At 54.6% G+C, this 13477-nt stretch carries 13 protein-coding genes; 6 read left to right on the top strand and 7 right to left on the bottom strand.

What is annotated here, in order from left to right; all coding sequences use genetic code 11:
* Nucleotides 1-374: 374 nt before the first annotated feature.
* Entirely contained in the window at nucleotides 375-1493 is a 1119-nt protein-coding gene (locus NAV33_RS19950; protein WP_255983315.1) for a branched-chain amino acid ABC transporter substrate-binding protein, read from the bottom strand.
* Nucleotides 1494-1694: 201 nt separating this feature from the next.
* Between NAV33_RS19950 and NAV33_RS19945 the strand changes: the two genes are divergently transcribed.
* Nucleotides 1695-2012: a DUF2288 domain-containing protein gene (locus NAV33_RS19945; protein WP_255983313.1), complete on the top strand. Its 318-nt coding sequence runs from the start codon at nucleotides 1695-1697 to the stop codon at nucleotides 2010-2012.
* 6 nt (nucleotides 2013-2018) lie between these two features.
* Here the strand turns inward: NAV33_RS19945 and phnE are convergent, their stop codons facing one another.
* The 4 genes from phnE to NAV33_RS19925 form a co-directional block, all read right to left on the bottom strand.
* On the bottom strand, nucleotides 2019-2786 hold the full coding sequence (gene phnE, locus NAV33_RS19940) for a phosphonate ABC transporter, permease protein PhnE (RefSeq protein ID WP_255983311.1): 768 nt from the start codon (nucleotides 2784-2786) through the stop codon (nucleotides 2019-2021).
* Nucleotides 2783-3616, bottom strand: coding sequence for a PhnE/PtxC family ABC transporter permease (locus NAV33_RS19935; RefSeq protein ID WP_255983309.1), 834 nt, complete (start codon nucleotides 3614-3616; stop codon nucleotides 2783-2785). The genes phnE and NAV33_RS19935 overlap by 4 nt, the downstream gene beginning before the upstream one ends.
* On the bottom strand, nucleotides 3610-4470 hold the full coding sequence (locus NAV33_RS19930) for a phosphonate ABC transporter ATP-binding protein (protein WP_255983307.1): 861 nt from the start codon (nucleotides 4468-4470) through the stop codon (nucleotides 3610-3612). The genes NAV33_RS19935 and NAV33_RS19930 overlap by 7 nt, the downstream gene beginning before the upstream one ends.
* Nucleotides 4471-4532: 62 nt before the next feature.
* A complete protein-coding gene (locus tag NAV33_RS19925) occupies nucleotides 4533-5384 on the bottom strand; it encodes a putative selenate ABC transporter substrate-binding protein (RefSeq protein ID WP_255983305.1) in 852 nt (283 codons plus the stop codon).
* Nucleotides 5385-5616: 232 nt separating this feature from the next.
* On the opposite strand from NAV33_RS19925, the gene NAV33_RS19920 reads away from it, so the two are divergent.
* From NAV33_RS19920 to NAV33_RS19905, 4 genes are all read left to right on the top strand, one after another.
* A complete protein-coding gene (locus NAV33_RS19920; RefSeq protein ID WP_255983303.1) occupies nucleotides 5617-5937 on the top strand; it encodes a hypothetical protein in 321 nt (106 codons plus the stop codon).
* A 103-nt stretch (nucleotides 5938-6040) separates the two neighbouring features.
* A complete protein-coding gene (locus NAV33_RS19915) occupies nucleotides 6041-7099 on the top strand; it encodes a M4 family metallopeptidase (protein WP_255983301.1) in 1059 nt (352 codons plus the stop codon).
* Nucleotides 7100-7108: 9 nt separating this feature from the next.
* On the top strand, nucleotides 7109-7432 hold the full coding sequence (locus NAV33_RS19910) for a protealysin inhibitor emfourin (protein WP_255983299.1): 324 nt from the start codon (nucleotides 7109-7111) through the stop codon (nucleotides 7430-7432).
* 263 nt (nucleotides 7433-7695) lie between these two features.
* On the top strand, nucleotides 7696-9066 hold the full coding sequence (locus NAV33_RS19905; RefSeq protein ID WP_255983297.1) for a transposase: 1371 nt from the start codon (nucleotides 7696-7698) through the stop codon (nucleotides 9064-9066).
* A gap of 368 nt (nucleotides 9067-9434) precedes the next feature.
* On the opposite strand, the gene NAV33_RS19900 is transcribed toward NAV33_RS19905, so the two are convergent.
* The gene (locus tag NAV33_RS19900; protein ID WP_255983295.1) at nucleotides 9435-10268 is read right to left on the bottom strand and encodes a hypothetical protein; all 834 of its coding nucleotides are present in this window, start codon (nucleotides 10266-10268) and stop codon (nucleotides 9435-9437) included.
* Nucleotides 10265-11968, bottom strand: a complete 1704-nt coding sequence (locus NAV33_RS19895) for a hypothetical protein (RefSeq protein WP_255983293.1) — start codon at nucleotides 11966-11968, stop codon at nucleotides 10265-10267. The genes NAV33_RS19900 and NAV33_RS19895 overlap by 4 nt, the downstream gene beginning before the upstream one ends.
* A 120-nt stretch (nucleotides 11969-12088) precedes the next feature.
* On the opposite strand from NAV33_RS19895, the gene NAV33_RS19890 reads away from it, so the two are divergent.
* The gene (locus tag NAV33_RS19890; RefSeq protein ID WP_255983291.1) at nucleotides 12089-13201 is read left to right on the top strand and encodes an N-6 DNA methylase; all 1113 of its coding nucleotides are present in this window, start codon (nucleotides 12089-12091) and stop codon (nucleotides 13199-13201) included.
* Nucleotides 13202-13477: the final 276 nt, after the last annotated feature.

Genomic DNA, 13477 nt, shown 5'->3' with positions numbered 1-13477 from the left:
GCTAGCAGGCCGCTGAAAAACTATCTGCGTTGGCAATACGTCGTTAAAAACAGCCTCAGAATGCTCATTTAGAAAACCTAAACTGCGCTTCTTCGGCTGTTTTTGCCTCGTCTTGCCTGCCTCGCTTACGTTTTTCATACGTTCTGCTCGGCCGCCAATGCGGGCCTGCTTCGAAAACGCTGCATGGAGAATGCAGCGCCAAGGGCTCGGTGCGGATCGCGCACTTACCTGTTCGAGGCGGGCCAGTTCTGCAGGCCACTCGCTTGGTTGAAGGTGTTGCTGGGGTGGCCCATTGCTTGTGGCCGGGTTAGCCCCGATCAGCTAAAACAAAGCCCACAGCGGATGCCGTGGGCTTCGGTTGGGTGGTTATCGGCTCACTTGGCTTCGGTCTTGGTGCCGTCCTGGTGCCATTCGTAAACCACGAAGTTGAAGTCTTTCAAATCACCTTTCTCGTCGAACGAGAGGTTACCGGTCGGCGTGTCGAACGTATTGCTGCGTAGCGCTTCGGCCACCTTGTCGGTGTCGGTGCTGCCAGCCTTCTCGATACCTTCGGCAATGACCTGTACGGCTGCATAGGCCGGGAACACGAACGGGCCGCTCGGGTCCTGCTTCTTGGCCTTGAACGCCTCGACCAGCTTCTGGTTGCGCGGGTCCTGATCGAAGGACTGCGGCAGGGTGACATACAGGCCCTCGGAAGCCGGACCGGCGATTGCCGAGATTTCCTTGTTGCCAACGCCTTCCGGACCCATGAAGCGCACGTTCAGGCCGCGCTCTTTGGCTTGGCGCAACAGCAGGCCCAGTTCCGGGTGGTAGCCGCCGTAATAGACGAAGTCGACGCCTTCCTGCTTGAGCTTGGAAATCATCGAAGAGAAATCCTTGTCGCCAGCGTTAATGCCTTCGAATAGACCGACCTTGACGCCTTTCTCCTCCAGGGTTTCTTTAACTGCGGTGGCGATGCCTTCACCGTACTGCTGCTTGTCGTGGATGACGGCAACGTTCTTAGGCTTGATGTGATCGGCGATGAAGTTGCCGGCGGTCGGGCCCTGCAGGCTGTCCAGACCGATGGTACGGAAGATCAGCTCGTAACCGCGCGACGTGATGTCCGGGCTGGTCGAAGCCGCGGTAATCATCAGAATGCCTTCGTCTTCGTAAATGTCCGAAGCCGGTTGGGTCGAGCTGGAGCACAGGTGGCCTACCACGAAGCTGATTTCATCGTTGACGATCTTGTTGGCAACCGCCACGGCCTGCTTCGGATCGCAGGCATCGTCATAAACCACGCCTTCGAGCTGTTGTCCGTTGACGCCCCCTTCTTTGTTGATCTGCTCGATGGCCATCTGGGCACCGATGAATTGCATTTCCCCGTACTGCGCAACAGCCCCTGTTACCGGGCCGGCCAAGCCGATCTTGATAGTGTCGGCGGCAAGCGTATAGCTCGCTGCGCCTGTCAACGCGATAGCCATGAAAAGTTTAGAAAGACGCTGCGTGGTCTTCATATGCGCTCCACTTGCATTCATTATTGTTTGGATCCTGCGGGCTGCAGTGTCGTTAAGAGGCAAACATCCCCAAACGGTACGGCAACTGTACCGGCACAGTGTAGAAGCGTCAGCACCTGTTTGCACAGTCAGGATTCCATCCATTTTTATGAGGCTCGCTCGGACGCTATCATTGCGCCCTTTCGTTAACGAGTAAGTCCCATGAGCGAAGATCCAAGCACTCTCTATGCCAAGCTATTGGGCGAAACCGCGTCGATTACCTGGCAAGAGCTGCAACCGTTCTTCGCCAGAGGAGCGTTGTTGTGGGTCGCCAGCGACTTCGATTTGATCGAAGCGGCGCAGGCCGTCGCGCAGGACGATCGAGAAAAGGTAGCGGGTTGGCTGGCAGAAGGCCGTATGGGCAAGCTTGAGCCCGAGCAGGCGCAAGATTGGCTGGCGCGCGATCCGTCTCTCTGGGCTGTCGTGGTTGCGCCGTGGGTGCTGGTTCAGGAACGGGCAGCGAAGCCCAGCTTGCACTGACTCAGGTCAGCCACGCACCCAGCGCTGACGTGCCCAGCTACTCAGGGCGTCGACGGCCAGCACCATCAGCAGCATGGCGAGGATCACCGTCGAGGCCTGGGCTTCCTGGAACAGGCTGAGGCTCATATAGAGCATCTGCCCCAGGCCACCGGCACCGACGAAACCGAGCACACTGGCCATGCGGATATTGTTTTCCCAGCGATACAGCGTGTAAGCCAGCAACTGTGGCCAAAGCATCGGCAGGGTGCCGTAGCAGAACGCGCAGATACGCCCGCTACCGGATAACCGCAGCGCTTCGCTGGGTGCACTCGGCGTGTTTTCCAGTGCTTCGGCGAACAGCCGCCCGAGCACGCCGGCGGTGTGCAATGCCAGCGCCAGCGTGCCGGCATTCGGACCCAGGCCGGCAGCCAGCACCATCAGCGCGGCCCACACCAGCTCCGGGACCGCCCGCAACCCGTTCAACAGCAAACGCGAGCCGCCTTTGGCCAACAGGCCGAAACGACCGCCCGCCGGTAGTGCCAGCAGCAGGCCGAGCAGCGCCGCCAGCAGCGTGCCGATGGCCGACATCGCCAGGGTTTCCAGCGCACCGTAAGCGATAGCGCGAAGATGATTGGGCGAGAGGTCCGGGTTGAGAAAGCCCGACGCATACGCGGCCATCTGGCCGATTCCGTCGGCGCTGAACAGGGCGCTCACTTCGAGTTGCAAGAAGGCGAATGCGCCTATCACTACCGTCAGAAGCAGTAACGGCACGACATAGCGCGACAGGACCTTCACACGTATCTCCGGCGCAGCGACTGGCTGAGCAGATCCGCCATCAGCACCAGCAACAGGAAGGTGAGCAGCATGCTCGCCACTTCACCACCGGCGAACATGCGCATCGACAGATCCATCTGCTGGCCCAGCCCGCCAGCTCCGACAAAGCCCATTACCACCGAAGCGCGAACAGCGCATTCCCAGCGGTAAACGGTGTAGGACAGCATTTCGCCCGTCGCCTGTGGCAGCACGCCATAGGCGAAGGCCTGCAGGCGCGAGCCGCCCGCGCCGAGTATTGCGCGGGTCGGCAGCGGGTCGACCGATTCGAAGATTTCCGCATACACCTTGCCGAGCATGCCGGCATAAGTGATGGCGATCGCCAGCACGCCGGCGGTCGGCCCGAGCCCCACCGCACGGACGAACAGCAGCGCCCAGACTATTTCGGGCACGCTGCGCAGCACGATCAAGAGGCCCCGCACCGGCCAGCGCAGCGCCTGCGCCCACCAATGCGGATGGCCGCCACGGCTGAGTGCGGAAATCGATAAAGCGCGAGTCGCCAGCAAGGCGCAGGGTAGGGCGACGGACAAAGCCAACGCCATGCCTGCGGTGGCAATGGCGAGCGTCTCCAGCGTCGCGCGCCATAGCAGCAGGAGAAAGTCTTCACCGTGCGCCGGTGGCCAGAATCCGGACAGGAACGCGCTCATGGTATCGGCGTTGCTGCCGTCGAATAGCACGCCGAGATCCAGCTCGCTTAACGACAGTCCCGGCCAAAGCAGCGCCAGAGCCAGCAGCGTCAGCAACAGGCGCGAGCGGGCGGCAGGATCGCGCTGAGCAAAGGCGGGGTTCAGCATCGCGGAATATGTAGGGTCTGACTAAGCGCCGGCCGAGCAGCCGCATCGTTGGTCAGTTGTTCGTTAGCGTACAGCGCTTCGAGTTCGACCGGCGTCACCTCGGCCGAGGCCTTGTCGAACAGGATGCCCCCGTCGCGCACGCCGATCACCCGTGGGAAGTGCTCCAGCGCCAGGTCCACCGCGTGCAGGCTGGCCAGCAGGGTGGCCTGGTGGTGCATGGCTTCTCGGTTGAGTACGCTCAGCGAATAGGCGGCGAGTACCGGATCCATCGCCGATACCGGTTCATCGGCGAGGATCAGCTCCGGTCGCTGATACAGCACGCGAGCGATGCCGACCCGCTGCAGCTGGCCACCGGAGAGTTGATCGCAGCGCTCGTAGAGCTTGTCGGCCAGGTCCAGTCTGCCCAGCGCCTCAGCAGCACCTAGCTTGTCCAACGGATAGATCAGACTAAGCAGGCTGCGCTTCAGCGACCACTGCCCCAGACGCCCAGCTAGCACTGATGTGATCACCCGCTGGCGTGGCGGCAATGGCGGTGCCTGGTGAATCAGGCCGATCCGGGTCCGAAGTTTCTGGCGTGCCGCTGCCGACAGCGACCAGGGTTCGTAGCCGAGCAGACTCAGGCAGCCGGTGTTCGGCTGCAGATGCGTGGCCAGCAGGCGCAGCAGCGTGGTCTTGCCCGCACCGGACGGACCAATGATGGCGACCCGCTCTCCCGTGGCAATCTGCAGATCGATACTGCGCAGCGCGACGTGGCCGTTGGCGTGGGTATGGCCCACCCCGCTCAGGCTCAAGGTGCGCTCAGCCTCGGCCGCCCGAGAATCGAGCGACCCCGAACGTGATATCGAGAGGCTCATTTATGTGCACTCGATCAGTGCTGTCCGGGTTGCGGCGCCAGATTTGGGCAGTGATGTACTGGTCACTTCAACAGGCCAGCGGCGCGCGCAGCTTCCTCGATGCCTTCGTAGTTTTCCGGGCGGGTTTCGATGAAGCGGCTCGCCGCTTGCAGGTCGAGAATTTTCTTGTGCTTGGGATTGTTCGGGTCGAGGGCGAGGAATGCCGTCTTGATCTTTTCGATAAGTGCCGGGTCAAGGTTGCCGCGCACGGTCCAGTTGTAGTCGTAGTAAGGCGGTGTGGTCGAGATTACCCGCACCTTGTTCGTATCGACTTTGCCCGCGGCGACCAGTTTGTCCCAGACCGAGGCGTTGAGTACGCCGGCGTCGGCCTTTCCGGCTTCGACCCAGGCAGCGGTGGCGTCATGCGCGCCGGAGTAGGCGATGCGCTTGAAGAACTGCTCCGGATCGATACCGTCTCTGATCAGGAAGTAGCGCGGCATCAGGCTGCCCGAAGTCGATGACACCGAGCCGAAGGCAAAGGTCTTGCCCTTGAGGTCCTGCAGCGTCTTGATCTCGGGATCGGCCGTGATGAATTTGCTGGTGAATTTCTCGTCTTGCTCGCGCTGCACTAATGGGATCGCATCGCCGGTCTTCAAACGAGTCTGGACGAAAGTGAAGCCTCCCAGCCAAGCCAGATCGAGGCGGTCCGAGGCGAGAGATTCGACCACGGCAGCGTAATCGGAAACCGGCGTGAACTTCACCGGCATGCCCAGTTCTTTCTCGAGGTATTTACCCAGCGGCTCGAACTTGCGGATCAGTTCGGTCGGGGCTTCATCGGGGATAGCCGAGACGCGAAGGGTCTCGGCAGCGTGAGAAGTGGCAATACAGAAGAGAGTGGCAAGGCCGGTAACGGCTGCCAAAGTGCGTTTCAACATTGTGGTTCTCCGGTTAAATAGCGGAAAGCGCGCGGATTATAGAGGTAGAAAGGGGCGCCTGGGCAAATTGCTTCGCGTTGGCTAGTCATCGTCAATGGGACGTAATGAGAACGGGCGGTTTGGTGTTGGTGGTCGAAAGAAACAACGTAATCTGACTGTCACAAAAATCTTTTTGTGATTCAGTTCTCGGTTGCATAGAATCGCCGCCTTTCATGGATGATGGCCGATTGCTATGGAACAACAGCCAGACAAACGGACGCTTCACGCCCTTCGCAAGCACATCGATGAGTTGCTCGCTGCAGGCGCGATGATCACAGCGCGCGACCCGGTGACGATACTTGCTGACGGAAAAAACTTAATGGTCGAGCACGGCATGTTAGTCGGCTATTCCAGTTTCCTGGATCTGGTCGAGCCGATTGTCGACCACGAGTGGCCAGACGCTTTGCGTCAGATGGCAATCGACTTATGCCTTCAACAATTGGATCAGGCTATCAATGCCCTGGAGAACAACCCCGTCTCCAGCGAGCTGAGTCATGCGGCGAACGACAGCTGAATTGTTAGCGCAAAAGAATCCCGAACCAGGAAACGCAGCTGGCAGGACTTGATCAGATGAGCATGGGTGCACGCCGCACCCGTGTCGTTTGAAGGGGCTCTCCATGCTTGATCCAACCACGCGCCAGGGCTTCATCCCGCCCTACATCCTTAGCCGCATCATCGACAACGGCTCGCAGCGGCAGCGCGAGCGAGCGCTGGGGACTCTGAGCCACGTACGCAATCTACTGCCCAATCCGGGCCCGCCGAATCGCCAGCCGATGGCAAGCGTGCTGCCGGAGCGCGGTCAGCCGGGCGAGCCGCGGCGCAGTATTCACGACGCCCAGCAGCAGATGGTTCTGCCCGGCGTACTGGCGCGGATCGAGGGCCAGCCGCCAGTCGCCGATGCGGCAGTTGACGAGGCCTACGATGCGCTCGGCACGACCCATGAGTTTTTCTGGAAGGTGTTTGGTCGGGACTCGATCGATAACCGCGGTTTCCCGCTGGTCGGCACGGTTCACTATGGAGTGGATTACGAGAACGCTTTCTGGAATGGCGCACAGATGGTGTTCGGCGATGGCGACGGGGAAATCTTCAATCGCTTCACCCTGTCGCTGGACGTCGTGGCCCACGAACTGGCGCACGGCGTTACCGAAAGCGAGGCTGGGCTGGTTTATTTCAATCAGTCCGGTGCGCTGAACGAGTCAATGTCGGATGTGTTCGGCGTGCTGGTCCGACAATTCAGCCTCGGGCAGACGGCAGATCTGGCCGACTGGCTGATTGGCGCCGAGCTGTTGACCGACAAGGTTCAGGGCGACGCACTGCGCTCGATGGCCAATCCCGGCAGCGCATACGATGACCCGCTACTGGGCAAGGACCCGCAGCCTGGACATATGCGTGACTTCATCGATACCCGCGACGACAACGGTGGTGTGCACTTGAATTCAGGCATCCCCAATCGCGCCTTCTATCTGGTCGCCGCCGCCATGGGTGGCTATGCATGGGAAAAGGCCGGGCGCATCTGGTATGACACCTTGTGTGACCGTCGTCTGGCCAACGATGCTGACTTCGCCGCGTTCGCCCGGCTCACCATTGAGAACGCCGTCACTCGTTTTGCCGCGGGCAGCGGCGAGGTTCAGGCCGTCGAACAGGCCTGGGCGGACGTAGGCGTGATTCAGAACTGAGGAGGCTCCATGAAACAGCTACCGGCGTTGGGCAACGACACGACCTTGCGACTTTCGCGGCAGGGCGGCTTTGCGACATTGCAGGCGCTCAGCCGTCCGCGCCAAATCGATTTTTCCAACTGCAACGAGCAGCAACGCGGGCAGATCTGTTCCGTGCTGGAAGGTTGTCTGCCATTGGCAGCCAGCAATAGCGGGCAGGGTGATCGGCGCTATTACCAGATCGAGCTGCGCTATAGGCAAAACGAGCGTGACGACGAAATGGTCCTGCAAGTGCCGGAAGAGCAGGCGCCTGGTGAGCTGGTGCGACTGTGGGACAAGGGCGAGGTAACGTGAGCGGGGCATCCACCTTGTAATGGAGCGATACGGTGGGAAGCGAATTCGTTTCGCAATGCCTTGCGTTGCTTGGCTCGCAGACGACCTGTACTACGAGTCCAAGCAGTACTCCATTTAGGTCGGTTGTCATCTGTCACGACAGGCTGCAAAGACCCAAAGCAGCCGGTCACGACAGGCAGAAAACGGCCGATTCTGTTGAAAAGTAGCTGCCTCCCCACGCTGTTGGCAAAATTGCTCTGTCAGCGAGCGTGGGGGCGAACAGCATGATGGGACAGTTACCGGGAGGACAGCAGCGCCTGTTCTACTCGTTCAATCTGGAAGATCACGTCCCGGCCCAACATCTCCTGCGTAGCATCGACCAGTGCCTGGATCTCAGTGACCTGCGCGCCTATCTGGCGGATTTCTATAGCCCCATCGGGCGCCCCTCGATAGATCCGGAATTGATGGTGCGCATGCTGGTCGTCGGTTACTGCTACGGCATCCGCTCCGAGCGGCGACTGTGCGAAGAGGTACACCTGAACCTGGCCTATCGCTGGTTTTGCCGGCTGGGTCTGGAAGACGAAGTCCCCAATCACTCGACCTTCTCGAAGAATCGCCACGGCCGCTTCCGTGACAGCGATTTGTTCCGCTGGTTGTTCAATGAGGTGCTGCGGCGCTGCATGGCGGCCGGCCTGGTCAAGGGTGAAGGTTTTGCCGTCGACGCCAGCATCATCAAGGCGGATGCCAGCAGGCAACGTGGGATGGCTGGTGATGAAGTCGATTGGAACGATCCAAAGCTCAGCAGCCGCGCAGTGCGCGAGTACCTTGAAGCCCTTGATGAAGAGGCGCTGGCTGAAGCTCTTCCCAAGAAGGTTTCGCTCACCGATCCTCAGTCCCGTTGGACAGCAGCGCCCGGCGGCCCGGCGTTCTTTGCCTACTCCACAAACTACCTGATCGACACTGAGCACGGCGTGATCATGGATGTGGAGGCGACCCCGGCACACCGTACCGCCGAAGTCGATTCGACCAAGACGATGGTCGAGCGTGTCGAAGCGCAGTTCGATCTCACGCCGGAACGCCTCATCGGCGATACCGCCTATGGCACTGCCCCGATGCTGGCCTGGATGGTCGAAGAAAAGAACATCGAGCCGCATGTGCCGGTGTGGGACAAGACCGAGCGCAAGGATGACAGCCTCTCCAGTAACGACTTCCACTGGAATCAGGAGGCCAAAGAATACCGCTGTCCAACCGGCAAACCGCTACGCAGTGAATGGCGCGCCTTCACCCAGAAAAGATCGCGGGTGACCAAGGCCAACACCATCATCTACCGCTCCAGCCAAATCGACTGCGCCACTTGTCCACTAAAAGCGAAGTGCTGCCCCAACACGCCAAATCGGAAGATCGTCCGCAGCCTCCATGAGGCTGCCCGCGACGTGGCCCGACGCATCGCCAAAACACCGGAATACCTCGTCTCTCGCTGCGAACGAAAGAAGGTGGAAATGCTTTTCGCCCACCTCAAACGGATCATGAAACTCGACCGCTTGCGGCTCCGTGGCCTGACGGGTGCGGCTGACGAATTCACCTTGGCCGCGACCGTCCAAAACCTGCGACGCATGGCCAAGCTTTTGCCTCACGGGCCGCCGCTCACGGGATAGGTACGTCTGCGGCGAGCAGAAACCCTCGAATTAACCCTCAGACCTGAGCAAGGAAGCTCAGTGAAACGCCGAAAGGCAACTTGAAGTGGCTTCCAGCCACTTCGACAGCAGGTACACCTGACCGGCCGGCTGCCGCTGAACCTACTTTTTCAACAGAATCGGCCAAAAGCGGCCTTTCGGTATGTGAAAATGGACGCGTCTGACTGTGCCAAGCAGATACGCCTCTCGTTCAACTTGGGGGTAGCCATAGATGTCTTTCTTCGGAGCTGTGCATTTTGTACAAAACACACCCTAATAGTAGCCAGAGCCACTTTATGATTTTTTGTAGGTGGGCACGCTTTGCTGTCCAACCATTCTGAGTCGTAGCCTCAAATGCCGAAGTGGTTAGTGAAGCTGCGATAAGACTTTCTCAGTTCATCTTGATCATTGGGTGTTGGTGAAAATATTTCAAATAGGGGGGTGAAGGTTTTTTTATCTTTTCTTAGGTCACCTGTCCATATGCCTTTTGGTATTGAGCGAATGATAATGCGATCAAATATTTGGTCGTTAAATTCGAGGACTAAATTTTGGCAAATGTTAAAGACGTTGTTAACTGAATCAAGTGTCGGTGAAATAGGCTTTTCGAGATAAGTGGAGAATTTGTCGAGTCCGAGCTCAATTGCATTTTTCGATCCCAATAATCCTGATCGATGAGCTATGCAGTGTCGTAGGTGGCAAACCTTTTCGAACTCATCAAGTGCTGCATCTAAGGCTGGTATCTGCTGTGGATTAATAGCTAGTCCGAGGAAGTTATTAGTATTCTTTACAATTGTTTCTTTGCTTACAAAGGTGCAGTCCTCAAGCAGGGCTTCTGGGAGCAGGTGTGAGAGATGGAAGAGAACTGCCCCATAAGAAACTTTATTTTTATAGCTGTGTGCTCTTGAGTCATCATCTGAGATCAAGACTCGCCTAATGATTGAACGGAAATAGGACTCTACACCTGAAACAATACCGATTATTGATAAATTAGCTTTTGTCCTCCATTCGGAGGAGTCGTCTTCCCTGCCTAAAATTCTTGTGAGTAGTTCACGCTGACTAATAAACCGTTTGATGGGAGATGTGTCAGTTAGCTCGACCTCTCTAAAATAGATGGTGGAATCAAACTTAGATGATGTTCTATGGCCAGAGATCAGGCTCTTGTAGGGGGTCTGTTTGTTTTTCATACAAGAAACTCATTGATCCATTGGTTGATTCTTCTGTATATGTCCTCAGCTCTGGCTGCCTTGACCCTATGTGCTTTTTGTAATTCATTGGCTGGGTCTTGGCAGCGAATTACATCCTCAACAGTTTTAAAGCTTGTATATTTCTCAATAGCTTTCTTTTGAAAGTCCGTTAGTGGAAGTTCATTAAGCGGCTTCGCCATGCACTCTTTAAATGTTGAATGATCAACCAATGGCTTGCCGCATTCATGACAGAATTTTTGTTTTTCAGTCATGCGTTCAGTATGGCAGTAACTGCAAGGGGGAAGGTTAAGATTGAGCATGACTAATCTGTCTTTTGAAATTATTGAATCAAAAGACGGTCTTGATGGGTGTTTTGCAGATTTCTTGCTCAATATTTCTAGCAGCTCGGAAGTTTTGAATCCTCGGCTCTTTGTTAGGACTCTGCTTTCAAGCAAGAGCACGGTGTGAGGTATGAATCTCCTCAGTTTTCTTCCTGGGCCGTGTGATATGTCATCTGTTTCATAAATCAAACCAGCTTCAATTAGAAATCTAATCATTCGCTCCGCTTTGGGAGGTATTCCTGCAACGCCTACTGCAATGACCTTCTCGAAATCATTTTCGTCTCTTTCGATTCGTGCGTGATTGAACTCTTTCAGATTGGATACGATGTTGTTGAGAAATTCATTGCCAAGTTCAATGACACCTTTGTATTGCTTCAGCTTATCCCCAATGGATAAATATTCTGCGACTATATATTTTTTTCGGTCGGAAATTACTTTATTGAATTTCGACTGCGTGCTGGTTGAGTTTTGTTGTTGATATTCCCTGACCATCATGATGTATGCTCTTGGTATGCCAAAAGCAGCGTATTTAAATAGGGTCAAGATTTCCTGGGGAATGGTTATGTCGGATTCAAACCTGTTCTCTGTAAGAGAGGACATGAATTCGATGTATTTAGGATTCTCTACGCTAAGCCAGACATGGATCGGTTCCGCGTCGTGTCCTAAATGGAAACGTGGCCCATATTGAGTTGTGCCGGGATAGACGGACGCCTTTGGAGATATATGAGCTGTTTTCAGGCTTCTAAAAATCTCAAAGAATTCAACCATGTAATCGGGAGTTAAAGTGAGGGCTGCATCATCTAGGAGAAGAATTGCCCTTTTTCGCCCCTCGGTTTGAATTGCATCTTCTATATAGTTTTGAGTTTTCTCTACCGAAATAGTTTGTACTATCGGGTCATGTACGGAGCTATACTGCTGCTTTTCAACAGCCTCAATGAATTCTTGCAGTTTCTTAGGCTCTAGCTCGGTATGGTCTGGTTGGATTTTGTAGTTATCGAAGCAGTCTAAAAGTATTTTGCTGAGTACCCATGCATGGAACACTCCGACGGCATTTGATGTTTCGTTGAGATAAGTTTCTAGGCGAAGGTAATGGTTGAAAGATACGTATATTGGGAGTGGCTTGTTTTTGTCTTCTCGGCAGTTTATGTAAGCAAGCCTCATGTGGTGAGTCTTGCCTGTGCCGCGCGGGCCAATTAGTAATTTTGCACCGACTTGGAATAGCTTTTTTTGAATGTCTTCGAAATACTGCCCTTTAGCTGTTCTGTCCTTGATGTAGCTTGCGGGAAGATAGTCAGCTCTTTCTTCGAACTCGTGGGATTCCAGCTCTTTAAAATCTAGTTCTTCTTGAGTGCTTTTCATTTCCTGTTTCCTTTACAGGGCTAGCATTTCTTGGTATTTTATCAAAATGTTTTTGAGGGCGTTACTGTGTCATTGGAGCAATATTACACTGAAGAGCGCATTGGGGAAAGATTGATCTCAATGCTGCCTTCCATTTCTCCACAGCATTGCATTGAGCTAAGTGCTGGGGAGGGCGCCCTTTTGCTTCCTGTTATTCGCATTTGGCCTGATGTGAAGATTGCTACATGTGAGCTTGATCCGGAAAATATAAAGATACTTAAATCGAGGTTTCAGGGTAAGCATTATAATATAGACGTTTTATCTGAAGATTTTGATACTGTTTTTGAAGGTCGATTTTCGAGCTTTGATTTTGCTGTTAGTAATCCGCCTTTTTCATGGCGGACAATATCTGAGTATGATGTCGGTGTTCTTCGGCATTTTGATTTGTTGGACGTGTTTTCAGGGCGTCGTGTTCGAAGCGAAGTTTTATTTATTTTGCAATATATCAGGCTGATGGCTGAATCATCATATATGGCCTTCATTTTGCCTGAGTTAATGGTTTGCTCTTCGGTTCTGGAGAAATTTCGGTCTCGACTCCTAAAGTTATGTAGTGTGGTTTCGGTTTCGGAAGTAGAGGTTGGGGCTTTCAAAGGAACAGAGGCTAAAACCTATATTGTTGTCTTTAAAAAGGAAGTCGGTGCTCATGAATTTTCGTACACCGATGTGGCGGGAAAGGTTTCTGTTAGGATGCAGGAGGCGTTTTGCTCTGGTCTGCATGGGCGTCCTCGCCCTTTGTCACTAGAGGGTGATGATGGGTTCTCGGCTAAGCGAGGAAATCTTTCAGGAAAAGAATGTAGGTCTTTGGGTTTGCCGTATTATCATACGTCAGGATTCTTTAAATCTGCAGATGGGGTTATACCCATGCCGTTGGATTCTGCGGTAATTCTAGGTAAAAAACCTGTTATTGCATCTAAGGGCGATGTTCTTATTGGTCGCGTTGGAAGCCGAGTGGTGGGGCGTGCTGTTGTAAGTGATGGGGAGTATATCGTATCGGATTGTGTTTTCAGAGTCCGTTTTTCCAATGGGGTGGACTCGAATAACTTTTTAAAATATTGGATAGATAATTGTTATCCAGATGTTGTATCTCAAGCTAGGGGTACTTGTGCCAAGTATATTACTGCTCAGGATTTATGCACTTATATTAGGGGATTTATTGAGCTGGGTGGGCAGGCGTCTATCTTAGCTAGTCGTTAGCGCTTAGCTTGCTTTTTCATGTGAAGCGCTTCTCCGCATCGCTCTGCTGATGGCCGCTCTAAATTGTCGCTCACTACGATTATCAGGATATCGCTGGTCTCATTGGCGTTGCTTAGAGCGACCTGAAATTTTTGTACAAATCGTGCAGTTACTCGATAGCTGGAGTTCACTATTTGAACAGCCTAGGATTTCTAGACATTGAATAATTTCTGTTCAATTGTAACGTTTTACGAATCTCAGCAATGGATCGATAGGTGGACAAGTACGTCCGCTTTT

The sequence above is a fragment of the Stutzerimonas stutzeri genome, assembly GCF_024448715.1.
GTDB classification, from domain to species: domain Bacteria; phylum Pseudomonadota; class Gammaproteobacteria; order Pseudomonadales; family Pseudomonadaceae; genus Stutzerimonas; species Stutzerimonas stutzeri_AR.
This window is presented reverse-complemented; position numbering and strand designations above follow the sequence as displayed.

Excerpts from the sequence above, each read along its gene's own strand:
- NAV33_RS19920 (WP_255983303.1), top strand. The coding sequence starts at position 5,617 with ATGGAACAACAGCCAGACAAACGGACGCTTCACGCCCTTCGCAAGCAC.
- NAV33_RS19910 (WP_255983299.1), top strand. The coding sequence starts at position 7,109 with ATGAAACAGCTACCGGCGTTGGGCAACGACACGACCTTGCGACTTTCG.
- NAV33_RS19900 (WP_255983295.1), bottom strand. The coding sequence starts at position 10,268 with ATGAAAAACAAACAGACCCCCTACAAGAGCCTGATCTCTGGCCATAGA.
- NAV33_RS19915 (WP_255983301.1), top strand. The coding sequence starts at position 6,041 with ATGCTTGATCCAACCACGCGCCAGGGCTTCATCCCGCCCTACATCCTT.
- NAV33_RS19905 (WP_255983297.1), top strand. The coding sequence starts at position 7,696 with ATGATGGGACAGTTACCGGGAGGACAGCAGCGCCTGTTCTACTCGTTC.
- NAV33_RS19925 (WP_255983305.1), bottom strand. The coding sequence starts at position 5,384 with ATGTTGAAACGCACTTTGGCAGCCGTTACCGGCCTTGCCACTCTCTTC.
- NAV33_RS19950 (WP_255983315.1), bottom strand. The coding sequence starts at position 1,493 with ATGAAGACCACGCAGCGTCTTTCTAAACTTTTCATGGCTATCGCGTTG.
- NAV33_RS19895 (WP_255983293.1), bottom strand. The coding sequence starts at position 11,968 with ATGAAAAGCACTCAAGAAGAACTAGATTTTAAAGAGCTGGAATCCCAC.
- NAV33_RS19935 (WP_255983309.1), bottom strand. The coding sequence starts at position 3,616 with ATGCTGAACCCCGCCTTTGCTCAGCGCGATCCTGCCGCCCGCTCGCGC.
- NAV33_RS19890 (WP_255983291.1), top strand. The coding sequence starts at position 12,089 with ATGCTGCCTTCCATTTCTCCACAGCATTGCATTGAGCTAAGTGCTGGG.
- NAV33_RS19945 (WP_255983313.1), top strand. The coding sequence starts at position 1,695 with ATGAGCGAAGATCCAAGCACTCTCTATGCCAAGCTATTGGGCGAAACC.
- NAV33_RS19930 (WP_255983307.1), bottom strand. The coding sequence starts at position 4,470 with ATGAGCCTCTCGATATCACGTTCGGGGTCGCTCGATTCTCGGGCGGCC.